Source organism: Shewanella sp. SM95, assembly GCF_025653595.1.
Classification (GTDB): domain Bacteria; phylum Pseudomonadota; class Gammaproteobacteria; order Enterobacterales; family Shewanellaceae; genus Shewanella; species Shewanella oncorhynchi.
The window spans coordinates 16,772-42,184 of the sequence record NZ_JAKKSE010000002.1 but is presented as its reverse complement, the minus strand read 5'-3'; the positions used below and the strand labels follow the sequence as shown (position 1 = coordinate 42,184).

The 25,413-nt window shown below is 39.6% G+C and carries 17 protein-coding genes; all 17 read right to left on the bottom strand.

Translation table 11 applies throughout. The annotated features are described in order from the left end of the window. Window positions 1–49: 49 nt before the first annotated feature. The 17 genes from L5M29_RS02960 to L5M29_RS02880 all read right to left on the bottom strand — a co-directional run bounded on the left by L5M29_RS02960 (window position 50) and on the right by L5M29_RS02880 (window position 25,409). Window positions 50–343: a YkgJ family cysteine cluster protein gene (locus L5M29_RS02960; protein WP_263166159.1), complete on the bottom strand. Its 294-nt coding sequence runs from the start codon at window positions 341–343 to the stop codon at window positions 50–52. Window positions 344–345: 2 nt separating this feature from the next. After that, window positions 346–1,968, bottom strand: a complete 1,623-nt coding sequence (locus L5M29_RS02955) for a GTPase (protein WP_263166158.1) — start codon at window positions 1,966–1,968, stop codon at window positions 346–348. 1 nt (window position 1,969) lies between these two features. Beyond that, window positions 1,970–3,820, bottom strand: a complete 1,851-nt coding sequence (locus L5M29_RS02950; protein WP_263166156.1) for a dynamin family protein — start codon at window positions 3,818–3,820, stop codon at window positions 1,970–1,972. A gap of 34 nt (window positions 3,821–3,854) precedes the next feature. Continuing rightward, a complete protein-coding gene (locus tag L5M29_RS02945) occupies window positions 3,855–4,364 on the bottom strand; it encodes a hypothetical protein (protein WP_263166155.1) in 510 nt (169 codons plus the stop codon). Between the two features lie 3 nt (window positions 4,365–4,367). Next, complete coding sequence (locus tag L5M29_RS02940; RefSeq protein WP_263166152.1) at window positions 4,368–5,225, bottom strand: GTPase; 858 nt, start codon at window positions 5,223–5,225, stop codon at window positions 4,368–4,370. 167 nt (window positions 5,226–5,392) lie between these two features. Continuing rightward, window positions 5,393–6,376: a 5'-nucleotidase gene (locus L5M29_RS02935; protein WP_263166151.1), complete on the bottom strand. Its 984-nt coding sequence runs from the start codon at window positions 6,374–6,376 to the stop codon at window positions 5,393–5,395. 172 nt (window positions 6,377–6,548) lie between these two features. Then, the gene (locus tag L5M29_RS02930) at window positions 6,549–6,716 is read right to left on the bottom strand and encodes a hypothetical protein (protein WP_263166149.1); all 168 of its coding nucleotides are present in this window, start codon (window positions 6,714–6,716) and stop codon (window positions 6,549–6,551) included. A 167-nt stretch (window positions 6,717–6,883) separates the two neighbouring features. Further along, on the bottom strand, window positions 6,884–7,591 hold the full coding sequence (locus tag L5M29_RS02925) for a DUF6933 domain-containing protein (protein ID WP_263166147.1): 708 nt from the start codon (window positions 7,589–7,591) through the stop codon (window positions 6,884–6,886). Between the two features lie 100 nt (window positions 7,592–7,691). Further along, a complete protein-coding gene (locus L5M29_RS02920; RefSeq protein WP_411569028.1) occupies window positions 7,692–8,063 on the bottom strand; it encodes a helicase-related protein in 372 nt (123 codons plus the stop codon). Between the two features lie 125 nt (window positions 8,064–8,188). Next, window positions 8,189–8,899 carry a GIY-YIG nuclease family protein gene (locus L5M29_RS02915; RefSeq protein ID WP_263166144.1) on the bottom strand — a complete coding sequence of 237 codons (711 nt, stop codon included), beginning with the start codon at window positions 8,897–8,899 and terminating at the stop codon, window positions 8,189–8,191. 30 nt (window positions 8,900–8,929) lie between these two features. After that, window positions 8,930–9,814 carry a hypothetical protein gene (locus L5M29_RS02910; RefSeq protein WP_263166142.1) on the bottom strand — a complete coding sequence of 295 codons (885 nt, stop codon included), beginning with the start codon at window positions 9,812–9,814 and terminating at the stop codon, window positions 8,930–8,932. Continuing rightward, window positions 9,814–11,580 (bottom strand): AAA family ATPase, encoded by a 1,767-nt coding sequence (locus L5M29_RS02905; protein ID WP_263166139.1) that lies wholly within the window; start codon window positions 11,578–11,580, stop codon window positions 9,814–9,816. Before L5M29_RS02905 ends, L5M29_RS02910 begins: the two co-directional genes overlap by 1 nt. Before the next feature lie 12 nt (window positions 11,581–11,592). Then, the gene (locus tag L5M29_RS02900) at window positions 11,593–12,828 is read right to left on the bottom strand and encodes a DUF6161 domain-containing protein (RefSeq protein WP_263166137.1); all 1,236 of its coding nucleotides are present in this window, start codon (window positions 12,826–12,828) and stop codon (window positions 11,593–11,595) included. 36 nt (window positions 12,829–12,864) lie between these two features. Next, complete coding sequence (locus L5M29_RS02895; RefSeq protein ID WP_263166134.1) at window positions 12,865–14,055, bottom strand: restriction endonuclease subunit S; 1,191 nt, start codon at window positions 14,053–14,055, stop codon at window positions 12,865–12,867. Continuing rightward, window positions 14,052–15,641, bottom strand: coding sequence for a class I SAM-dependent DNA methyltransferase (locus tag L5M29_RS02890; protein WP_226058611.1), 1,590 nt, complete (start codon window positions 15,639–15,641; stop codon window positions 14,052–14,054). Before L5M29_RS02890 ends, L5M29_RS02895 begins: the two co-directional genes overlap by 4 nt. A gap of 126 nt (window positions 15,642–15,767) precedes the next feature. After that, window positions 15,768–22,019: a DEAD/DEAH box helicase gene (locus L5M29_RS02885; RefSeq protein WP_263166130.1), complete on the bottom strand. Its 6,252-nt coding sequence runs from the start codon at window positions 22,017–22,019 to the stop codon at window positions 15,768–15,770. Window positions 22,020–22,085: 66 nt separating this feature from the next. After that, window positions 22,086–25,409 (bottom strand): STY4851/ECs_5259 family protein, encoded by a 3,324-nt coding sequence (locus tag L5M29_RS02880; RefSeq protein WP_263166126.1) that lies wholly within the window; start codon window positions 25,407–25,409, stop codon window positions 22,086–22,088. Window positions 25,410–25,413: the final 4 nt, after the last annotated feature.

Sequence of the window (25,413 nt, the reverse complement as noted above, 5' to 3'; positions counted from 1 at the left end):
TGCGGGCAAATAAGTTTGTATGGTTTAGGTGGAAATGGCATGTTAAAGTTTACTCACTATTCAGTTTTGCTAAGCGTTGCAATTCATTGCAAATTTCAACATTAAGATCGACAAAGACGCTCCAGGAAACTAATGAAGATAAATTCGCTTGATAATAATCTTCTACGCGGCATACCAATGGACGCTCGTCATAAATAGTACAAAGGTGTGTTTGCTCATCGAAATGACGACAAACACCATCGCTACGATCAAGAAAAGCCGTTTCCACGCTCTCATTCACTCTGCGGCAGCAAAGTCCACAAGCATTACATGGGAACGGCTTAGGTACGGTCAGACTAATCATTGCTATATGGTTGTTAGCAAAGTCTGAGCTCTCATTAAAGCAACACTAGTTGCTTTTTCTTGCTCGTTAGCACTAGTTTGCGCTGACTCTACTTTTGCCAGCATTTGTTGAAGGACAGGCTCCAGTTCCTGACGCAAAATTTGATTCATAGCACGCTCAAACTGTTCCCCAAGATCTTTAGCTGTATCTTCAACCTGCTGCTCAAATCGCTCACGTTCTAGCTGAACTTTTGCTGCATGTTCACGCATTTCTTTATCAGAGGGGTCTTCTGAAAATAAATCGTAAATAGAAGAAATAACAGTAATCCCCGTCCCTACGTAGGGGATCCATTTGCCGATAACTTGACCAGCCCATTTCTCCATGGTTTTTGGCCCGATTCCTTTCATTAATGAAGGTGCCCAGTCTTTAACCAGCTTTAATCCACTAACAATATGCTCTGGCTTCGCCATTTTTACGACAGAGCTCGCCGCATTTCCCAAAACCTCTTTATTTATCCCTCTTTGATTATTAGGATCTTTAGATTCTGAAGCAGAGAAATGTGGAACGTCATTAATACTCGGTCCCTCATGCTGGGCATTTAAGACCGCCGACATTGTTTCCACATCATCGTTGAATTGATTCATCAAGTACTGCAACTCGTCATCCATAACGGCGACAACCGCTTTACCCGAATCTTCAAAGACTAGCTCAAGCACTGCAAGACAGCCTTCGGGGTGTTGATGCATGGCAGCTTTACTTTTAACTGTAATATGCTTTCGATTGCTAGCAATTTCGCGGTAAATATTATCCCGGCACTGACCTTGATTGGCGATCAACTTACGACACAATTCTTTATAGTGACTGAGTAGTTCATTACTGTCAGCATTTGTTAATTGTTGAATAAATTGGTTCAAAAATACTTGCAGAGAATGAGCCAAACGACTGTTGACATCTTCTGGACTGATAGAAGAAAAAAAACTGTTAAGTGAGCTCTCAAGCTCAATGATACCACTATGCTCTACCAAGCCTTGCTGCTTCGCTAACTTCCCTTTTAAGGCACTAGCTGCATTAATACGCAATATCGGGATATCGGTCAAAATCTCACTAAGACCTTGAGCAACAGCAAGAGACTGAAGCCTTGCGCGGGTATCATTTTTTAAACGAATAAAATCCTCTTGAGAAAGCGGGCTTTTTTCATTGAATACCAAAAATACCTTTTTCCTCTTATAAATTAAGTCAATAAGCTGACCAAGAGTTTTCTCTTCTTCCGCGGCTCCAGATGGATTGACAACAAATATTACTGCGTCTGCAAGCATCATTTGTGCTTGTGTCACCTGTTCATGCGCTAATGGCGCATCAACACCAGGGGTGTCTAGGATACTAAAGTTATTCCATTGATAAGCCTTAACATCTGCCGTTAAAGGCACATCCCCTGTAGGAGCAACGTCTGAACCAACCAATGCATTTATCAGGGTGCTTTTACCGGCATTGTAAATGCCGTATACCATGACACTTAGTTCAGGTGAGGCCTTTTTATCTTCAAATAATGTTTCAACATCCCTAAATGCTGCCTGCATATCAGGATATTCAACAATTAACTTTTTCGTTTCAGCATAGGCTCTATAAAGTTCAGCACTCGCCTTCATCTTAAACTCCATTTTTTATGATTTTTTGCAGCGATAGGGCCTTCAGCGCTTCGACCCGCTCATTCACTTCGCGTAGTTCGGTGGCAACCAGTCGTGTCACCGTCCTCATTTCAGCCAATGTATTTGTAAGCACTTTTTTAGATTCATCCTCGATCACAGTCTTTACAACTCTCGCATAGTTATCGCTTATCTCTTTTTTCAGTGACTCTAGATTATCGCCGACATTTAACTCTATCGTTTTCGTCTTTAATTTGGCATCACTACCAAATGCGCTACCAGCCATACTACCAGCACCACTTGCCAATGAAGCCCCCAAAGCTGCGCCCGCTGGACCACCTAGCATAAAGCCCGCGACTCCGCCAGCAACTAAGCCGCCCAATCCACCCCAGCCGCTATTACGCTTTTTTGTGCCAGCCTGATAGCCTGCAGAGATCTGCTCAGTGACTTTTTCTATTGAGAAATTCGGCAATTCCAGTGACGCTGAATACCAAGTTTTATCCGCAGCATGTTTCAACTCGTTGGAGATCTCCGCTAATCCACTTTCTAAAGCGTGGCCTATGATTTGCTGAAGCTTAGCATCCCAACTTCGACGTGCGCTTCTCAACTCTTTATTCATCTGCTCATCATCATCACGATAATTCTCTAACGTGTTAAATGTATCATCGATGATTGCATACATCTCTTTCTGCGCCTCTCGAGTGTATCTCGCCATAACCTTTGGCACAGAGCTCTCCAAATGCGCAATCTGTGCATCTAGTTCATTTGTCAATTTTGTATAGGGCAGTAATTCCTTTCGGCACTTGTCTAAGAAATTACTGAAATTCGTCATTGGAACGGCGCGCTTTATCTGCACGCCTTGGTTTTGAGAAATGCTGTGCAATCGGCTAAATAGTTCAACCATGCCGCTGTTTTGCATCTCCTTAGGATCGGTTAAGTGCTCTTGAGCGTAACGGGCGGAGTTAGAAAGAATATCGTTACTGTCAATGCCTTCTAATTCTTTGGCGATGTACTCTCGCTGCTGCTGCCGCGTTTCTTTCGACTTCATTTGAACTCGGGAAACAGGCTCTCCCAGTTCATCGTCCCAATCCTCTTCATTGACATCACTTCCGGTAAGCAGAATAAGCGTTTCCTTTCCCTTGCTTTTGAGCTCTCTGATTTCTTTTAAATCGCTGGCACGACCTGGTGAGCCTGAACTCATGGTATAGAGAATTAAATCTGCATGAGACACATACTCTTGCGCTAATTTACCGTTACTATCAGTTACGGAATGCAACCCTGGTGAATCCACCCAAGTTAAACCAGGAAGACGAAAACCTTGAATAGAGCTGGTCGCTTCCGTCGCTCCCACGCGAAACTCTCTACGACGCTTCGCTTCATCATCAGCATCACCGTTTACAACGTTGGTATTGGCAGCAGTAAAATACTCAGGCAGCAATGATACTGGGACACTAGCTTTTAAATTTTCCGAAGGATCTGTATGACCCCATGCTATATAGTTACCCAACGAGCTCTTACCTGATTTGACCTTACCAAATACAAATACCAACAGAGAATCCTGGAAGTCCTGACGAAAACTCAACCCTTTATCATATGAAGCCAAATTAGCCTGCCACGCTTTGTCTGTATCACTGATAGCAGACAAAATGCCATCAATTTGACGACTGAGCGGATTTTCCTCTGGTAAACGTTTCTTTGCTTGTCTGATATGCGATTCCATACGCACCGCAAAAGTTTTTTGAGCTTTTTGAAACTCGCTATCCAGCTTTTTGGCATCGACTAATGATGCCATAAAATCACTTTTCAACGTCTGAAATGACGTCAACAACTGTTCACGTAAAATAAGGTCTGACATCCTTTATCTATCCTTTTAATCCATTTAAAAGTACTTAAAGCTTTTCGCGCAACGCTTTTAATTGAGCAAGCTTGTGGTCTATTTCTTTTAGTCTGACTGGAACGTTCATTAATTCCTCTTCCGGTTCAAGTTCCACATCATACAAAGACTCCAATTTAACTAAGTAGTCCTGTGTTTCTTGAGGTAAAAACTGAAGGTCATAAACCTCCACGTATGTTGGACTAACCGGATTGTGAAACTCTTCATCATTATCCAAAATAGCTTTAAATGGTTTATCGCCAAGCAAGATCACTTTTATTTGACCATCTAAACTTTGTTGCAGCTCATTTGCTCTCTGCATGCCTTCTTGGACAAACGCCTCTTTCATGCTCTCCAGTTTTTCTTTGTGGGCACGCGCCTTGCGTTCCTGCTCTGCCCGTTCTCTACGACGACGCTCTTCGTCACCATTTCCGCCACTCCCAGAGTCACTATCATCACTGAAAGCAGAGACCGCAGCCGCTCCAAGTGCAACTACTGCCGCACCAATCAACCAAGGTAACGCCATATTTTACTCTCCCCGTAATCTTTCATTCAGGTATTCGGTTTTTTTCAAAGTCATGCTGAGATCTAACGAGAGCATGGCGTCGTTAAAGCGGGCAAAATTCCAATACAAATCATCTTCTAATTGCAGTTTTTCATCATTGAGCGCTTCTTCAGCAGCCGAGATTTCCAATAACAATGTATTCTGTGCATGGCGTATTCTTTCTTCACGAACAGCCCGTACATCAATCCCCAAAGTTTCAATATGCTGCTTCAATTCTTGTAAATGACTGGCTTTCACTAAGCCATCCTTATGCTGTTGAATCCCCTTGTGAAAACGAGTTCCAGAAATGAGAAAACTTTCAGGTGCAAAACCCAAATGAAGATGACATTGCTCAAGCACTTTTTGCTCAATCTGTTCAATCTTCTCTAAGCTTTCTGCATCAGCTTTACTGATGACAAGGACGATATTTTTCTCAGCATAAACGCCAAATGATTCTTTCAACTGCTTAAGAAAATCGAGTTCAATTTTCTCGAGTTCTCCTTTAGGCTGGTGCACAAATAACACCACGTCTGCTTTTGCGGCGCCATCCATCGCAACTTGATCATCAGCGTCATGAGCATCCAAACCTGGCGTATCGAGGAAAATATAAGACTCTCCCTCAAACTGCCTTAGTTCGGCGGTCTCTCGGACATCATTAGTTGGAAAATACTCTGCGTTATAGTGGTGAGTGAGCATGTTCAGCAAATAGCTTTTACCTGCATTCATCATTCCCCAAACGGCGATAACAGGTTTATCCTGTACCTGCTTTCTCGCCAATATATCTGATGCCTGTTTCAGCAATACATCTAAATCTGCTGAGGCCATCGAATCCTTAGCCGTCATACGTGTTCCTTGTTAGGTTGTCCGAATATTTACAATCTAGCTTTGGTATGTAGACAATCGTATTTAGACCATTGCTAGAGCCCTTAAAACAGCATTGTGCTAACTGCACAGCGCTTTCAATTTCCAACCGCAGTTCTCACACTGCCAAGTGGCATAACCATTATTAATTACTCCCTGTGTTTTGACATGAGATCACTTGCTAACTTTTCAGACAATGCTGAATCACTAAGATAAGGGACTTTTCCGGAAGGAACTAAATTAGCAGCAGCATCAAGGTGCACGTCCTGATCATCGAAGAAGATGTGAGGCCGAAAGGCTTTTAACACTTTAGTCTTCTCTACTCCTCCTAAGAAAAAAGCCTCATCAACATACACGCCCCAATGCCTTAAGGTTTTAATTACTCGCATCTCCGAAGGGCTATTACGAGCAGTGACTAATGCAATGCGGATCGGTGAGTATTCAACGCGAATGGGTAATCTATCCTGCAAGCGAGACAACTTATGCAATAAACTGGCGTAAGGCCCCTCTGCCATTGGGATATTTTGTTTTGCGTCTTCTTGAGCATGAAAGGCTTCCATGCCTTGGGTTTTGTAAACTAATTCACTTTCATCGGAAAACAATACGGCATCACCATCGAAGGCGATGCGGACTTGACCCTCGGGTATTTCCGGTGCATCCGTTGGCGGCGCTTTTAATATTGCCGCGGCGCAGTTCTTGGAATCAATCACCTGCTGAGCATCTTTAACATTGGTGGTGAGAAACAGGTCCACATCAAAGGCATCGAGATAATCGGCTACGGTTTCGCCCGCGGTAAAGGCTGAACGGGTAATGTTGAGCTTGTCGTGGCGAATAGTATTAAGCACCCGAAGACCGGTATCTGGGCTGTTTTGTGACATCACCACAACTTCAACAAGAGGGCTATTGCCCTGCTGATATTGATTAAGGCCAAGTAAAGCTTTGATCAGAGGGTAACCGGTCCCAGGTTTTAGCGGCTCATCTTCGTGTGCCAGCATAAACTCGCGGTATTTTTCTATGGCAGTATCAGGATCTGATTCAAAGGTTTTTCTGAAAATTTGGTCAGATTCAGCCATATCGAATAAGGCCGTGGCTGAAATACCAACGACTAATGTATTAGAGAGATCTAGTGGCATAAAAACATCCTTGTTTCAGTGGCTTGTATTCAAGCATGAAGCTTTGCTGAACTCAATTTTTTTTGATAGAAAAGTTAAATAATCATAAAAAATACTGCTGAATACACAGCATATCCATTTAATGGAATTCGGCTTGTTACCTTTGTTTAATACGATTCCTAAGCTAGTCATATTAATCCTTTAACTGTTTTTGCTGTTTAAGCTTAGTATCTTGGCTAGCAATGTTTTTGCTAACTGGCACTTCATAGGTGTCGCCTTTGACAAGGTATACTAGCAAGGCGATGGCGTTGATGATCAAAATCACAATTAACAGGGCTAACAGTAACAACAGCTTGGACATTGCTCATACCTTTTCAATAAATGTATGACGACTAATGCCAGAACTGCACCACAATCACGCCAACAGCTATAAGCCATTTAAATGATTATATTTCAATTGCTTGCGATAAATACGTTTAATCACGCTAATTAAACTAGGTAATCAATCTTAATAATTGGTAATTATTATTACTTTCTGTAATCACTCAATTGCACTATCTTGTCGCCAGCAAGAGTACTATTTTCAGCCGTATTAGTAGCAGATGCTAAATCTGGCTTTGCTGGTAGTGGTTGCGGTTCCATTAAAATATCTTGGCAGTAATCCATCATCTTTACTATTGGCATAAATTTTTGTTTTTGATCTTTTGCGTGCTTCTTTTGAGTATTGAGATGAATCGATAAATCGGTGCACAAATCGGAAGGCAGCTCATTAAGCTCCTGCTCCGCCAACGTTTGGCTAACCCAAAGTGCGGCATCACTAATATGGCCGCTAATGCTTAAATCGGTATTTTTAACCCAATGAGTATCCATGTTCAGTTCAGATAGCTCACTTAATAGCATAGCAATATCACTACTTGGGATGGCACGGAGCTGCTGCAAGGTTTCTGCTAATGAATATTGCCACTCCATTTGCAAGCGTGCTGCTAATTCATCCAGCGTTAGTTTTGTATCAGCGGGTATAAATACAGTAAAACGGCTGTTGGCTTCACAGGCAATAATGGTTTTGTGGCGTGATTTATAGGCATTATCGATTATGTTCAGTTGCCAGCTAAATGCTTGCTCGTCTGACGCTAAGGTATGAACCCCGACTCTCTGGCCATCTTTCTCAGGCAAGCGAGACAAGTCGGCTTTAAGCCATTTGTTGAGTGCATTGGTTGCGGATAGTAATAATTTCATACTTTTTTATCGTTCCCGTTACAAGAATCACAACAACGAATCAAATTTAGATATAAGAATCGATGAATAGCAGCTTCCCTGTGACATGTTTAAATATTCCCTACAAACCCATTAAAGACATAAGTTCATGTTCACTAACAGCTTCTGGCGTTACCACTGCATCACTAAGCATGGTTTTTTTAGCTAACAACTTATCTAAATTCACATCAAACAAATCATACTCTGGATGTAAAAGGCAGGGTAAATGAACAAAAACAGGTTTTTCCTGACCAATTCGATAGACTCGATCTGTTGCTTGAGCTTCTTTTGCCGGGTTCCAATGGCGCTCTAGATGCACTACATGATTTGCGCCAACAACGGTCAATCCTACGCCAGCAGCAACTGGAGACATGATGATAATGTTAAATCCTTCCTTTGATTCAAAATCAGTTATCATGCCTTTACGCGACAGTTGGTCCTTCTTCGTTGCCATCGCTTTACTATCGCCATTAATGACATGAATCTGTAACGCATAAATTTTGTCTAAACATATCTGAATTACAGCTCTCGAAAAATCCCCACTAAAAAAGTGGATTAATATTAACCCTTATCGCCTTTTTATAGACCAAATAATGGCTGGATAACGCCTAAGGTCTTTATATAGTCAATATCATCCTTATCTAAGTCGAACCATTCCCCCTCCAGTCTCTTGTTTGAGAAATGTAAGTGCATCTCTCTTTCTGCCGAAGAGTAATCATCAAATTCTGCATAATGTATAAGCTTTATTTCAAAAGGCAGTTTTACAGAAAATAATTTAGTCCGATTTTTAATATTGATTGTTTTACCGATTTTGAAACCATATTCAGACTCAATAACATAAACAAAACCTTTTATAGGATTACTTCCAAGTGTCGCTGTTGACGTTCTAATATTAGTAGTTGATCCTACAACTTTTCCAAATTCTGTTTGTCCTAACTCAGAAAAGCATTCTGCAAATAAGTCTTTTATCATGTAACGTTTGACTACTTCTGGTGCAAATTTAAAAAAAGACCGATCTTTCCAAAATCGTCTTCCAGATGGATTCGGACGAAGGTATACATCGAATGGAAGCCAATCAACTTCAAATTTGTCAGTACCGATAACAACTGACTTTACAATACAAAAAGCAAGGGTATGGCCTAATAAGTCATTTTCGTTCCAGTCAGCTAAAACGATACAATGCCCATTACGAAGTTTTGGAAGCATGTCTTCAGGTACAGAAAGCTCTTTACCATTTAAAATATTATTTATTTCAATTTCATTTGTGGATAAACGCCAAAAGTTGCTCATTATATTTCCTATTTGTAATTTTACTTACAATCAACATTGCTTAAACAGAACAATACACTCAGCTTTATTTTCGGCTATAGCCTTTTCAACCCATTGTTTTGTAATAGTGGCCTCAACAACACTGCATAGGCTCAAACTAAGCTTATCCGCCTGAACTCCTTGTTCTACTCCCTCAGAAAAACCATGCCCGGATTTAATTGCGCCTTTATCAGTTATCACATAACGATCGTGAAAATAACGTTCTGGTGCGATAATAAGTGAGAAATTTGGAATTTGATCGTACATATCAATAAATTCTTGCTGAAATACTTTCTGAGGATTGCCAGTATTGATACTCGTCACCAAAGTAATGCTACTTATAGCGTGAGAGTCTTGACTTAACGTGAATATTGACTTTAAAACAGGGTTGTTTGCGAGTCTAAAATATTGATCTACAATAAAAACATTTCCTCCAAACCTGATTAAGGTTGATAAAGATGCTGAAATATCTTTAGCTACTTTATTAACTAATCTCGATGGTGGCATTAACCAACTATCATGTCCGTCTATAAGGTCATCGTATTTGATTGCTCCAGCGAATAGCTCCGATACAATCGAGTTGAAAGGTAATATCTCTGTTTGACGAGTGCACCAGACACTCCAATCATCTGCCAAGATTGAGCTTCGATCTAGTGGCAATATAAAATATGGTTGATCCTTACTTCGTTGGAGGTTATTTAAAAAATTCGTGATCGATTTCTTTCGTACTGGTAACAGGTTTTCGGATGCTTTAGCAGCTTGAAACGCTTCCCTCGCCCAATCTCTGACTGGCGCAATAACATAGCGACCGGCTTCAAAACCAAAACTATGTTTTAATAAACCATAATAATGGTACTCAGCCATACAACGTGGATCAAAAGCGACTTCTTGATACATTAGAATAGCTCCTCATCACGCTCTTCAAAGAAGCCACCAGGCCAATCTTCAACAAAGTCGCCATCTTCTGTAATATCAATTCGCTTAGCCTTTATCCCAGCTGTTGAATTGGATAAGAAAATAACACTAATATCTTCTGGCTTCACAGCTGTTAAATCTTTTGGCAAATTACCTTCAGCCGTTTGTCGGACTCTTTTCAATAATCTTAATATTAAATGTTCGCTGTGAGTTTCAATTAGGTATGTAGCATTAGTAGAAACCTGAGTTAACAGATCGCCAATTGCAACTTGTACTCTGGGATGCACATGTAACTCAGGTTGCTCACATGCAATAATGCCTTTTTTCCTAGTATAACTAGCTACTATTAACGGCAATAACTGAGATACACCAACACCGATATCAGCAGGTGAAACACTCACATTATTACGTTCATCCCATATTGACACTGATGATTTTTTATATTGCAGCATTCCTTTATAAAACTTAGAATGTAGATCCTGTGAAGTCCTTGATGCCTCTAAATCTTCATAACTCAATTTTTTAGGATCTGAGTCCTCTGAATCATGGAGTTGTTCTATTTGAATACCAATAGCATCAGTAACAGCCAATAAATCATTGTAATGCTGAATATCAAAGGATGGTGTAATGAAGCGTCTCTCTCCTTCCTCTATTTGATAAATTAATTTATAACCTAAATTTAATTTATCATCTGCTAGCCAAGAATTAACTGAGTGATCGCGTTTAATGTCGGTAATTGCCAGCTCATCCCAACAAGCTTGCCCATTGTACCAGTCACCTTGTTTAGGGTAAGGGTTTGGTTTAAAGCTTGAATCAGGTACTATTCTTAGAGGGCCGATACATAGGCTTTGGCTAAGAATACTTAACAAGTTATCTAGTGGAGAAACAAATAACTCGCTTAAAACGGTATTAATGAGATATTCATTCGGCTTGGATTCTAAATCTAAACTTGTGACTAGTTTTTTGCCTAAACGAGGTAGAGCACCGGCCATCCCTTTAATTCCTATTGGGAATTGTTGATGAATTAAAAAATGGACCCTACTGTAAATACCATCATCAGAGAACTGTTGGTTATTAATAACCTCACCGTCTGATAAATTGAGTTCAATTTCTTCCTTCGTTTCAGTAGCCAACAGACATTCTTGAGTTTGATACATTTCCCAAAGCCAATCGGACCTAGCATCAAAATAATCGCAAAGAAGAGCATGACCAAAATTTAACTTACTAATAATAGGATTTTTTAAACCTGCATCAGCGGTGATTTCGCCGATAAAATCACCATCAAACCATACTGAATAACTTGCTATATATGCCGTTTTTAGAGTAAACGACCATGCAATTTCAAATTCAATAGCAACTTTTTGATCATAAGCCCCTGAAGGCATATCCATTATAAGAAGATCTAGCTCAACGCCTGCAATATCGTAAAGTAACTCATTGCTGCCGCTATAATCAGAACCTATACTAGTGCCCATATCATATTCAATTTTAAATTTAATCCGCTTACTGAGATCTCGCCCATTAACCATGTTCTCAAAACCGTCAACAAACTTTCCGCCCAAAGCATCAATTTTTTGCGGATTGCATTCTCCTTTATCGACTATTTGTTGTAAGTAAAATAATGCTAATAATACTGTACTTTTCCCGACACTGTTAGGTCCAAAAAGTAAGGTGACTGGCGCAAATTCAATCGTCTGTGTTTCTTTAAAAGAGCGAAAGTTGGTGAGTGATAACTTGGTGATTCTCATTTCAGTACTCTTCTAATTTGACTTGGTAGACAGTCTGTTAATCATATCGACTAACTGTGTAGGGCCTTGATCGTTTTTCACCATGTCGGTTGTGCTTGGTCTGAATAAGGTTTGCAGTATAAGCTGACGGTCTTCTTCTTTAGGCCCTTGGCCTTTCCGAGTGAGAGCAAGGTAAGTATGGATCATGGTTCTGCGTTCTTGGGCATCGGTAGTGAGATGGAGGTGAGACATAAAGATATTGGCGGCAACTTTAATTATCCAAATACCAAATGTAGTGATAACAGCAACGGTTATCAGTTTATTAAGTGCGACATCTTTAATCGTTGTGTTTAAGTGATTATCAACAAAGTATATTAGCGTTGTAACAACCGCGATAATCATCAATAACATTACAATGCCAAAGCCGATTGCTTTATTACGGTTACTTTTTTGTTGAATGCCCCAATACCTCACAGCAGCATGCAAGGCGAGCTTATCGTCATAGGTTTTTGTGAGGTTTTCTAAATCTGTCTTAGCCTTTGCAAGTTCATCATCGAACTTTGTTTTAAACTCATTTTTATGGGTATCTAAATCAGCGGTTTGTGTCTCAGTTTGATCTTGCCAATCAGTGATCAAACCATCAACAGTTAAGATCTGGCGAGTAGCTTCGTCAATTTTGATTTGATATTCAGTAACCCAATTATCTCTATTATTAGTGAACTCATCATCCCAACGATGCTTTAATTGTTCTAGCGACTCTGTCTCGTCGTCAATCCTGTCTTCACTCCCGGCAAAGTAAGCATCCGCTTCTTGCAGGCCTTGATACATGTTTCGGTCAATTTGGGAAACATTAATATCAAACGCGACAGCAATAGCGGCTAAACCATACTCTGTGCTTTTATTCTTTTGTCGTTGAATAAATCCGTTAAATGGCGCTTCTTCAGTGTAAAGCCCCTTGGTATTTAAGTAATTGGTAAATGACTGGCTAAATTGCTCTACACGGGCGTTATAATTAAATGGCTCATGCTGAAATCGTTGTAATCCAGCGGTGATTTGCTGCTGTAAATTACTCCAACTCTGATCGAATACACTAAACAGGTGTTGCATTTGATAGCGTTGAGCAATATTTCTATCAAAAGTATAAAGCTGACGTTGTTGTTGAACCCAAGCGAGCAACTTTTCAGGCTCATCAAACCATTTACTCCCGTTTTCGGTTTTAATGGTGATGCGTTTAAGTTTTGTTTCTTCAAGCTCTTTTTTTTCTGACATCTTAACGTCCTTGTTATTCTTGTTTTAAAGTAATAGCTATAGTTCGCCAGCGAAAGCTTTTTGACTTAGAGAATTAAATAGCTCATCGTTCAATTCACTATCAGCAGCATCTCTGATACTTGAACTTTCAATGTGAGAAACTATTCGGTCAAACTTGCATTGTAATTCCATTGGGGGAACAATTATTGGAAACTCTCTCATCTTGGAAAGTAGTAGATTTTTAATTGCTGAGCCTGAACCAACAGAAGCAAAGTCTTTTACTCGTAACAAAAATATATATTTAAGAAAGTTCGAATTTAAAAGATCACCTTTAGGTTTGATAATCGCGACACTTTTTTGAAAAGTTGTCTTAGACGTTTTTTCATCATTCATTACTATCGCAACTCGACCTATAGTTGCTCCAGTGTTAACCATAACCAAATCGCCAGCCTGTAGATCAGTTCTCCTATGGACCTCATCAAATTCCTTTTTATTTATCTGACGAGTATTTTCATAGTTAATTCTTCCATGATTAACATCCTTAGCACTTATGAAGTAATACCCCGAACCAATCTCATCTTCACAATCACCGTGTTTGCCATCAGTTATTTTTGTTGTCAGTTCACCTAAATTTTGAACTTGCCATTTCTTGGAATTGACCAAAGGATCGCCGAACATGTCTAGGAAGACACTGCGGAGGAAGTCGTCGGCGAGTTGGATGGCTTGCTTGCGTTTGCGACGGATGGCATCGGCTTTATCTAAAATAGAGGCAATGCGTTTTTGCTCGGCTAAACTTTTAGCCGGATCGTCAGGGAAAGGAATTGGAATTTCGTGGTTCCAAAACACATTCATTGACACTCGTGGCATTTTGGCGCCCGCTACTTGCTCACTGATCCAATCGACAAATGTCTTAGAACGTAAGTAATAGGTTAAATATGCACGATCTAGCCTTTTACTATCGGGTTTTAAAGGAACAAGTTCTGTTGTAGCAAGCCCCTCCTCATCAGGCATTACCACTTTGTTTAAATATGGTCGTAATTTAGAATATAAAACATGTGATGTATCAAACCAATGAGTCGATGAACCCGCTGTAGATAGTGGTGACTTTTGTTTACCTATGACTTGACCACTATTAGCCTCAACCATATCCAAATTAAGCATCCACACTTTTTCAGAATTTGATATGACAGGATGCTTTAATGGCTTTGAAGGTGCAATAATGCTTAATTTTTCATATCCCCAACTCACAGCATTGCCTCCAGCTCATTTAAGTCTTTTAGAATATCGTTTTCTAGGGCTTTAAGCTTGGTTAGGATGACTTTTGGGTCGTCATAGACTTCGGCAGTGTGCACCACTTCTTTGTAGCGATTGATCGACAAGTCATATTTGTTCGTTACGATATCGTCTTTACTGACCCAAAATGCCTTTTGAGTTTTGTCATTTTCAGCGGTTTGAGCAATGGCTTTATCACGGGCTTTAAACTCACTCACTAGGCTTGGTAAGTCGTTGTCTTTGATTGGCGTTCGCTTGTCATCTAGCGAAAAACCATCGGCTTGGACATCATAAAACCATACATGATCGGTGCTGCCGCCTTTGGTGAAAATAAGGATAGCAGTAGACACACCAGCGTAAGGTTTAAATACCCCACTAGGTAATGAAATGACCGCTTCAAGTTGGTTGCTTTCGATTAATAATTGACGCAACTGCTGGTGGGCATTGGATGAGCCAAATAACACACCGTCTGGCACGATGGTGGCCGATTGACCGCCAATTTTTAACATGCGCTCGATTAAGGCAACAAACAGCAGTTCTGTCTTTTTAGTTTTGACTTTTCGCAGCAGCTCAGGGCAAACGTCTTCTTCATCTAAACTGCCTTTAAATGGCGGGTTAGCAAGAATGATATCGAAGCTTTCTTTTGAATCCTGTGGGAAGTTTTCACTAAAGCGTTGGCTTAGGGTGTCTTGATAATGCACGTCGGGTTGTTTAATGCCGTGCATCACTAGGTTCATTGCGGCAACCCGAAGCATGGTGGCATCAAAATCAAAGCCGTGAAACATGTCGGTGTCTATGTGTTGGCGTGCTTGTTGATCGATTAAATCACCAGAAAATAGTATATTTTCAAGCTGCTGGCCTTGATTGTCTAGAAGCGGTTTACCGTCTTCATCAAATAATGGTTCACGTTCTATACAGTCTTTTGAGGTGTATTTTTCGAGTAGGTATTCGTAAGAAATTGATAAAAAGCCGCCGGTACCGCTCGCTGGGTCGCAAATACGGCTGGTTGTGCTTGGGTCTAGCATTTCGACCATGGCGCGGATGATATGGCGCGGTGTTCTAAACTGGCCGTTAATACCCGCGGTGGTGAGTTTACTTAGTAAATACTCGTATAAATCACCTTTGGTATCGCTGTTATCAAGTGGCAAGTCATTAACCATTTCAACCGCTTTTACCAACAAGCTTTGTTTTTGGATCATTAACTGGGCATCTTTCATAAACTCAGAAAATAACGAGCCTTCGTTGCCCTCTTTTACTGATGCTGCAGAGCTTGAACCAAAATACGGGAAGAGTTCATCTTTAACTGTTTTGTATAGCTGCTCGGCACCTAAATGACGAATATTTTGCCAACGCAGGTGTTGCTGCGCATCATTAAAACGACGGTTAAACGCTTGGCCAGTTCGTGCACTTCGTTTTTCGTCAACTTGTTCGTTCATGTCGAGCATGCGGGCATACATTAAAAAGGTAATTTGCTCGATAACCGTTAACGGATTGGTAATGCCGCCGGTCCAAAATTCTTCCCATAGCTTGTCGATTTTGCTTTTTAGTTGACCTGTGATCATGGTGTACTCTTATTGTTGATGTGCTGCTTACTTGGCTATAGAGCCTATGCTAGTCAGTTTTACCCTTGGCGATAAGTGTTTTATCGCCAAGATGATGTGTGTGCTAGTAAATTAATCAGTTTAGGTTTATTGCGTTATCTGGTTAACGTAAATATCGGTTGACCAATCAAAACTGTTTTTGACACTAACAGTGTCATAGATTTTAGTTAATTGGATTAATTGATCTTGGACATCATAAAATTCAAATTTTGCATTGTGATACTTGAGATCATGTTTCCAGTAACCTAAGCCTTGATCAAAGCGTATTGAGAAGCTTAATCCTGAGGCAAATGTTAGAACCAGTTCTCGACGATGTTGTATGTTGCCTCTATAAGTCGCAACATCTAAATTGATAGGCATTTTTAACCCCAATTTAAACCAGTGTTCAAACATCTCACGCATTTCTTGCTGGTCGTCCCAATCATGTTCGACCTTGGAGCCAATAGAATCTTTTCTGTTATATAAAGTAAAAATGTCGACTCTTGGTGACACGGTAGCAAATGGTTTAAGTAATTCCCCCAACATTAGCAGTGACCAAGGATTTTGAAGGTAGCGATCACTGTATTGAATGGTTTCAATGTGTTGCGAGTCTAAAGCCTGTTTAAGCACTTCGTTGTTATCTTTTAAGGCTTGCCAAAAATGTTGGCCAAATTCAGTTAACAGACCATTACATTCTTTAGTTAGCTCTACCGCAATTTGGGTTACCTTTGCGGTTTTTTGCCACACAGAGGTATCAATAGACACTATAGACACATCTCGATGTAGGTTTGATTTAATTAAATATGAGTTATCTCTATGCTGTAACCAATTTTGATCTGGGTTTGCCACAGTGAGGTTATTACTGGCGATGGTAAATACTCCATCACTGTTATGAACTTGCGCCAATATATGGCCGCTGTCGCCGTTTACAGCTGAAACACTTGGGTTACCTTGATAAAGCTTAACGCCTTTGGCATGAAGTTGAAGTAAGTCGTCAATTATGACTTGCTCGAATGATGCTAACTGTACGTCAGAAGGTATTACGATATTTAATGAAAGCTCATCATTGAAATTATCATACTGCTTTAGCTTTCGTCTAAATGTACTTGCCGCTAAATCCCATTCATTTGGATCGTTTGATAAAAACAAAGATATAGCCGTAGCCTGCTTATTCAACGCTATGTGTATTTCTTCAAATGCACTTTGGCTTGCATGTTGTGATTGGGTAAGCAGCTGCATTGACTCAGGTATAGCTAAACTTAGACTGAAATCTTTTGTTAGCCAATCCAGAGCCATTAAGCGATTTAGATTATCGACATCGTGACGCGTGTCGGCATCAAGTAAACAAGCGGCACATAGGCTGTCGCATTGATCTTTACAGTGAAGCGTGTCATAGGCCTTTGATAGGATAGCGGCAATCATGGTAGACCCACTAGAGGCAAAGCCTGCTCCTCCACTTATCGTGTCATAAAGTTGTATTGCTAATACCGGCTGTGTATTGATTAACGTAGGTTTTATTGTATAACCCATTTCATTATTCAATATGCCTAAACTTGCTGCGAGTGCGTTACGCGTGGCAACTGCAAGGGTTAATGCGATTGATCTATTTTCTGTATTTGGTCCGGTGTCGTTTAGATATTCACCGGTTTTTGGGTGGCAAAGTACTATTTCCAGTACATCGGTTTTAGTTTGACTACCGAGATAAATATCTTTGTGAATATGTGAAGACCCTTCGCAGTCGTGGTGACGGCCATCATTTTTATCTTTTTTAGATCCGCGGATTGGTTTATGTGGCTTTTCAGGTGTTAATGTTGTGGGGAATTCACCCTGTGCGGTAAGGGATTCTGCGCGTCCACAACTCAGACACATTGCATAGCCTTTACCGTGTTCGCCTGCGCTGTAGTTAAATACACTTCCGTCTGTACCGTAGCGCATAAAACCCAGTTTAGGATTAGGTAACGGGTGAATTGGACTATTAACACTGACCCAAGCTGGTTGAACAGGGATATAGTGTTGAGTGGTAATATTGTTTGTTGGCGATGCATAGAAATCGGTGACAAAACCTGTGGGCTGAAGCACTTTTAATTTGTCTTCAACTTTTATTGAATGGCCACAATGAGAACAACACAGGTTACTGTCAGACGTTTGAATTTCTGTTGTATAACCTGTTTGCCCGCAGCTAACGCAGCGCCATGCTAAATCAAATTTTTGGGCATCTTTAGCGTCTGCAACAGCAATATTTTGCCAGTTAAGCGATACGCCAGCAGAACGGAATACACGGCCATCGATGACCATTTCAGCACCTGGTGCATACTCACGTATGGCAATTGCTAGATTGCGTGACGGTAAGCCACGCAAACGAGAGATATTGTCTTCTCGTTCAGCATTATTTTTGCTACGTCCTTTTTGCTCACGTATGAAATCTTCAATATTGGAATTATCCAGATTGACAATATCTGTAGGGAATCCATAACCGGGTAAAAATGCTTTTGCTGCTAGCTCACGTAACAAGTACTCGCGACGATGACGTTGTAATTCCATGCCTAGTCTAAATGCATAAGGGCCATCCTTTTGAGTGGTGCTGAGTTCTTTTTCAACACTATGAAGTTCTTTTAACCAAGCAGTTTGAAGCTCTTCAATGCTATTAACCGTTACATCGACTAATGACTGGATTGATCGACCTTCTAAAACTGTCCCCTTAGTTAGTCGTGAAATATCTTTCTCAAATGAATCTATTTGGGCTGCTATATTGGCTTTAAATCGATCACAAATACTCAAGGTTTCACTTTCGTAAAACCAGCTTAAATTGAGTGATGTTTTCTCTTTTTCGGTATGACCTACTTCTTGTGTTAAAAAAATACCCAGTAAAAATGCATTAACATGACGTTGTGTTAATCGCGCCGAGTTAAGTGAGACAATCGGCGCCGATATTAATGTTGTGAATGGCCAAGCCGGATTGTTGAATACTTGAGTATCGTGTGGGTTAGATTTACACAATGTAAAAGCTAAAGCTCGGGACTCTTTGCTTCGCCCTGCTCGACCTGCTCGCTGTAAATAGTTAGCTGGGTGCGGTGGCACGTTGTTCATAACAACGGCTGAAATACCGGCGATATCGACACCCATTTCCATGGTGGTCGAACAATTCAGCACATTAACTTTGCCCTGCTCAAATAATTTTTCATAATTTTTTAGACGTTCAGATGACTGCTGCGCCGAATGTTCTGCAGTGCGGTAGTAAAAGCCACCTTCGATAGTTCTATCGTTAATATCTGTCCAGAGGTTTCGAGAACGTAATAACTGCACATCTACATTGTCAGCGACTAATCTTCTAATTTTATTAACGCCAATTTGAAAATCTTCTTGTTTAGCCGAGAAGCTCCAAGCTGCTGGGAAATTGACTTCTTCACATCTAAAGTTACCACTATTCAGATCCCTCGGTAGATACGGGGTAATAGACCTTAACGTTGTATCTATAAGTTTATTAGTAATTGGACAAATGAAAGCTTTTTCAACGAATGAAAAAGTCATTTTACTGCGGTCTAAAAAGAACTGATTACCTTCATAGCTTAATATGGGGTGAAGCCCTTCTGTTAGGGCATCCCATGCATCACGCAATATATTATTAATAATATCTTTATCTATATTTTTTTCGATATCTAGATTAAAAGCCAACACTAGCAACTTAGCTAGTCTGTTTAATTGATTACCTTTAATTTGTGGCCATTTCTTAACTCTATTTTCATCATCTTCATTAGATAAAGGGTTTCTTAACGTTTTTGTTGCAAAATTACTTCCAATCCAACTTTTCCAGTCTTCATTTAAATTTATATAACTGTTTTCTCGGACATAAAAATCGAGGCACGTTTTTAAATAATCACGCCAATCCTCAATCGACCCTGGCCAGATACTGGGTAAACTAGTAATTTTATCGAGACCAAGGTAGCTAACTTTAACCATTCCTTGAGTTTCTAAGCTGTTTTGACGTTTAGGACGACGAGCAAACTCACGAACAAGCAGCAGCTCGGCAAGCTTTCTTGGTCCTGCAGAACCATCAAACACTTCTGGATTTGCATATTTATTATATTGAAGCATTGCTTTGCTTACACTGCCATGTGCAATCAAACTGTCTATCATTTGAGACCAAGACAATGTAATCAGGTTGAGTTTACTTGCAGTACCTGCCAATAAAGATGCAGCAAGTTCATTTAGTTCATTTGCTTTGTCTTTAAGTCCCATAGAGGCCATTTGTTTTGCTAATGCAAAAAGATCTTCGGGTTTGGCATCTGCATTTGGCTTTTCTTGGATAGGTGCTTCAAGTTGAGCTTTTTTTAGGATGTCTACAACTAATCCACGCAACTTTGAACGTTCCGCTTCTTGTTGCATCCGAACAGCCATTCTGGCTGTTCCTTGCCTACTATCAGTAAAGGTAATTAATTTCCGACCTCTTCCGGGTAAAGATTGAGGACCTTCTTGATCTCCAGGCTTCATTTCATGGTCAGGGCAATATTCTAAAATGGTTGGAACTACGTTAGCTACATAAAATGGCGCACCGAGAATACTCCGGCGATAGGGTAAATGACCACTAAACCCTTTATAGCTGCAATTCGAACATATCGGTTGCGTTGTTTCATTGTAAAAATAAGGCACGCTGTTGGAGGCTAAACTTGCAATTTCACCAGTTTTAATATCAATTTTGATTGGTGAAAAATATCGTTTATCATCTTTGTCTGCTTTATCTTGTTTACTAGACAAAACAATTTTTGAAATACTTGAAGAAGATTTTTTAGTTTCTTTTGATTCATCATCATCATCATCGTTACTTTCTACAGTCAGTGAAAATTCATCACCAGCATCTTGCTGCCATTGACTTAATTTTCCATTTTTATCTGCCCCCAATAGATGCGGTTCATTGCACTCATTACAAAAAGCTAGCTCAAGCACTGGGGCTTTAGTGTCACAATCACAATGAGTTCTACTTTTTGAATAAACGTAACCATATGGCCAGTTTGTTTTAAGCTCTGTATCTGCTTTTTTCGAACAGCTAGGATCGATACAGGTAAATAATCCACTGAACATACGTTGAAAATAATGCGCTCTGACTTTTAAAAATGCTTCTTTATTGGGCGCGGGTTTGGTCGCCGTCAGTAAATCTATCCAAAGCAATAAAGTTTGTTCATCAAAAGGTTTATCACCCAATAGATTAGACACTTTCTGATTTATGTCTTCTAATGTTTGAGGTATTGATGAGTTCACAAACACAGTTCGAATCGCTTTAGCAATTGATGAACTGGCTAGAGCATCAAACCTAGTGCGTGAAACGTCCAAACTAAAATCTTCTTTTTTTACCGTTTCATCTGCTGGGATAGACATTAAGTCTTTAATACTGGTATGTTTCTCTTCAAGTCGGGGTATTTGTGGAATGACCCTTTGGCCACCAATCACGGTAACTTGATCTTGGTTAACACCAGCCAGGTCAGCTAAGTATTTTTTGAGTTGATTAGCGGTATCTTTACCGGCGATCGTAGCCGATGTTGCCACGAATCGAACATCTTTTGCTTCAACACCAAAGGCTATTAATACTCGTCGTAATTGCAAAGCCAACTCAGCGGCTTGAGACCCTACATAAGTATGTGCTTCATCAAGTACAATCCATCTTAGTGATTTTTGTTTTTTTGATGCTGCAATGATAGGAGCATCAACTTGTCGCACCATCATGTATTCAAGCATGGTGCCGTTTGTGACTAAAATGGGTGCTGGCTTTTCTCGCATTAATTCACGTGACAAAACCTGATTGGGTACTAAATTTTGAGCTGATGAAACTTTAGCCTTCAAATTTTCTGTATTACCGTTGTACAAACAAAAACGCATGTTGTTGCCAAAGTGCTTAGTCCAAGCATCCAAACGCTCTTTTTGAGAGTTGATTAATGCATTGAGTGGATATAAAAATAGCGCTCGGACGCCCACAAGGGGCTCATTGGTTTGCTTTATCTCCCGATAAAGATCTTCAATCACTGGTACCATAAAACATTCTGTTTTACCTGAACCAGTACCACTGGTTACGACAACAGATTGAGGATTATCATTTAACAACATTTGCCAACTTTTCAATTGATGAGTAAATGGCGAATACTCTGCATTGAATCGATAGCGCCCATTATTTGTATGATCGAGTGCTGTGATGACTTCTTTAGACAGTAGTGTGCCTTTCAATTCAGATATACTGACTTTTGCAGGCTCCCAACCAAAAGTATGTTCAAATAAAGGTGAAGATAATAAAGACTCGCCTTTGCCACTCGGTTGATTTAATACACTTTTTAGGTGTGTTCTTAAGGATGGGTTACTAATACCAAATACACTCAATGACGCTTCTTGTGCACGCTCTGCTGCTTGCTTCGTTAGCTGTGAAAAATATTCAATAATAAAGCCTTAAATCAATTCTGAAAACGTTAATAAATGGAATGTATACATGCTTGCAAACCAATTAGGATCAAAGTCACGTACTTTCTTCAACTTAAAAATTGCATTTGATGAACTATCATAAATGTCTGATAAATTAGCTTTACCCGTTGATACAGCAGCTAAGAACACAGGTAAATAAATAACAGAGTTTTGGAAGTTATGTAGACTGTTAATATCTATCTGTCCGAGTGAATTATTTTGATACCATTTACTTAATTCGTAACCTTCACTATCAGGCCACACATCGTTTTCACTGTGTTCTCGTAATAGGTCTTGTAGCCAATCCTGTCCAGCTATGTTCATTATTGGTAGTGGTAGCTTAAGTTTGGGGTCAATCTTATTTGTAATCAGATAACTCACTAACTCTTCGCTAAAACCTGGTATATGATACAAAATAGATTCATACCAAGGCTCTGCTATCATTTTTACGTATTGTTTATCGACACCTTTTTGCTCTAACCAATCGAGAACTTGTTTATAAGTTTGGATGAATAATTCTGGTGGTGTCACTTGCCATAGAACCGGAAACTCTGATTCTATTCGCGCCATAAATTGTGGATTAGCTTCGAAACGATAAAAACACAGTATTAATGCTTTGGGGTTTGCCACAATTTCACGCCAAACTTGGAATGTTGTTAAGGACAAATTTTGATAGTTGCTGAAGAGTTTAACCAAAAACTCCCATCCACTATGTTGTAGGTTATCAGCCATTTGCATTACAACATCAGCTATCACGTGAGTATTAAATTTAGGATGATATGCTTGAACAGCCCGTTGTAGTGAGTTCACCTGTTGTTTTACTTGATCGTGATCAGCTTCGTCTTCTGACATATGATTGCTACTGTCATGACCTACGAGCAATTTTGCTCTGAAATTTGTCGCACTATTTGAGCTTGGTACTATTAACCATGGACCTTCATTTTTATCTACTTGCGGCATTTCATAATGACCAGTGGATATGCCTTCACTAATTAATGCTTCTATTTTTGTGGGTGTTCTTTCAGGATTGCTCATTTGCATTAGTAACAACTCTGCACCGGCTACAACATTTTGACCTTCCGCTGAAATTTTAAAAAAACGTTTATCTTCAGTTTCGTATATTCGGCTACTATAACGATATATTTTATATTTTAAGTTGCCAGAGAAGCTCGAAATGGTCATTGTGACCTGTGCATCCAGATCTGGGGCTAAAGAAAGTAATTCGTTAATTTCATCTTTAAAACTATGTAAACTTATAATTGTAGGTTGTTCACCAACACGGAATTGATGTTTAAAGTATGGTGGCGATCGACCTTGGTTTTCTAAAACAATATCTATTTCGAAGTTAGCAGAGCATTCAGCTGATGCAAACAAATGTAAACGACTGCCGAGCAGATCATCTATTGATAAGTGCTTCTTGAGAGGCTCCCCTATAGCATCAAATACAAATGCTCCTTGTCTTGGATAAGGCAGCTTTATATGAATTGGGGTAGCCATTAAGTTTGGTGTAATACTTAGGGTCAACTCTGATGGCGGTAGTCCGTCACAAGATAACTGTAAACAAACTCCGTCGGGTGTATCTTTTTTGATAAAAGTCACGCTATCGGTTGATATGCTGTAAATCATTTTGTTTTTTGTTGTTATATTTATTTCACCCTGACCGATCTGTATTCCTGCTTTAGTTGAAATTTTCACTCCAGGAGGTAACAGGCCTATTCGTTTTCGGAATAAGGTTTCACCATGTTGGTTTTTTAATGCAAATGTTTGGCGACCATAAAGTTCGTGCAACATTAATTCTGACTTAGGTTGGCCACTTATGTATTCAGTTAAAACATGATCCAAAGAAAGGTCACTGTCTATAAACCGGTATTTAGGCAGTCCTAGATACGTCGCACTAGGTTCCGTGTCGTAAGTTATCATGTCCCCGAATAGGTTAAGTCCTAACTCGGCTGTTGATGTATTCAATGATTTAACACGATATTTATCATCGTCAAGGGTTATAACAATTTCACCTTGAAGTAATATGAAATTGGGTTTTGAACTATGAATATTTTGTGGCCATGACGAAACTTCACCGTTAATGATGTTGTAATTAGACGATTTTGGTAATATTAAATACAACTCTTCTTTGTGACTAAATGTGGCTTGACCAGCATATTTATACTCGCCATCTTGCTTGATAAATCCAACTGGCATCTCATTGAGAAACACACTAGTGTTATCCAATAACCATCGAGCAATTTCGTTTCCACCTTGCCTAGCTACAACTGACAATTGAGTCTCGGATGATTTTCTCAACACCCTAATACTTCGATTTCTAACTTTGATTAATGCGGACTCACCTGTTCCATTTATATATGAAACACCTAAATTTTGTAAATCCTGGGTTGATTCCGCCAAAAACAACTCTAATCGGTTTGATTTAAGTTGATGTGGTTGTGTTTTCATTATGAGTTCATCAGGTAAAAGCAATTTTGTAGTGATGGTTAGCTCATTTATATTTAGGTAATGTTCTGTTAATAACTTTTTATTAAATTTGGTGCGTTTAAAACCTTCATGACTTGCTTGTAATAACCAAGAGTTAACGATGTTTGTTCCAATACTGTTATCTAGAGGAATTGGGAAATCTTCGCGCCATTTGGGTGAAACATTATCTAGGTAGTCTGCGGGGTTTGATTTGTTTTCTAATGCAAAAATATCCACAAGATTGACCAGTTTTTCTGTCATTAAAGTGATTAATTGAATAGATTCTTGTTCATTAAATGCTTGAGGTAACGATTGAACATTGATGGCTACAAGCTTTTCAATTGGTTCTCCAAGTAATTTTGCTACCGCGACATTTTTCAAAATCCGCTTAAGGACTTGCCCAAATTTATTGTCATTGTTACTTAACAATTTAAATGGAAGTCCTCCTTCTGAAAACAGAGTACCTAAAAAATTACGGCGTTCGGTGTAAGTTTTTATAGGTCTCAGCCAATAAGATTCAATACCTTTAAGCACTGTTTTTTCAATTTGAGACGGAGTTAATTCATCCCCCAAATCAACCCATATAGCATGCCAACTCCAACCATCATTGCTTTCATAGTTACGCTGATACCATACGGAGCAATACAAGCAAAAAATGGCTGCCCATGAAATATTATTGTATCCATGAAGTTTACTGTCTTTATGCTTAAAAACTAGTTCTTTAAGTAACGTATATTCAGCTTCAGTTGCTTGATATTCATATAATGGCTTACCTGTAGGTTGCCGTAATCCTCTGTCTTTTAGAAATTGACCAAGCCATTGTGATGGGGTTATTAATTGATTCATTTTG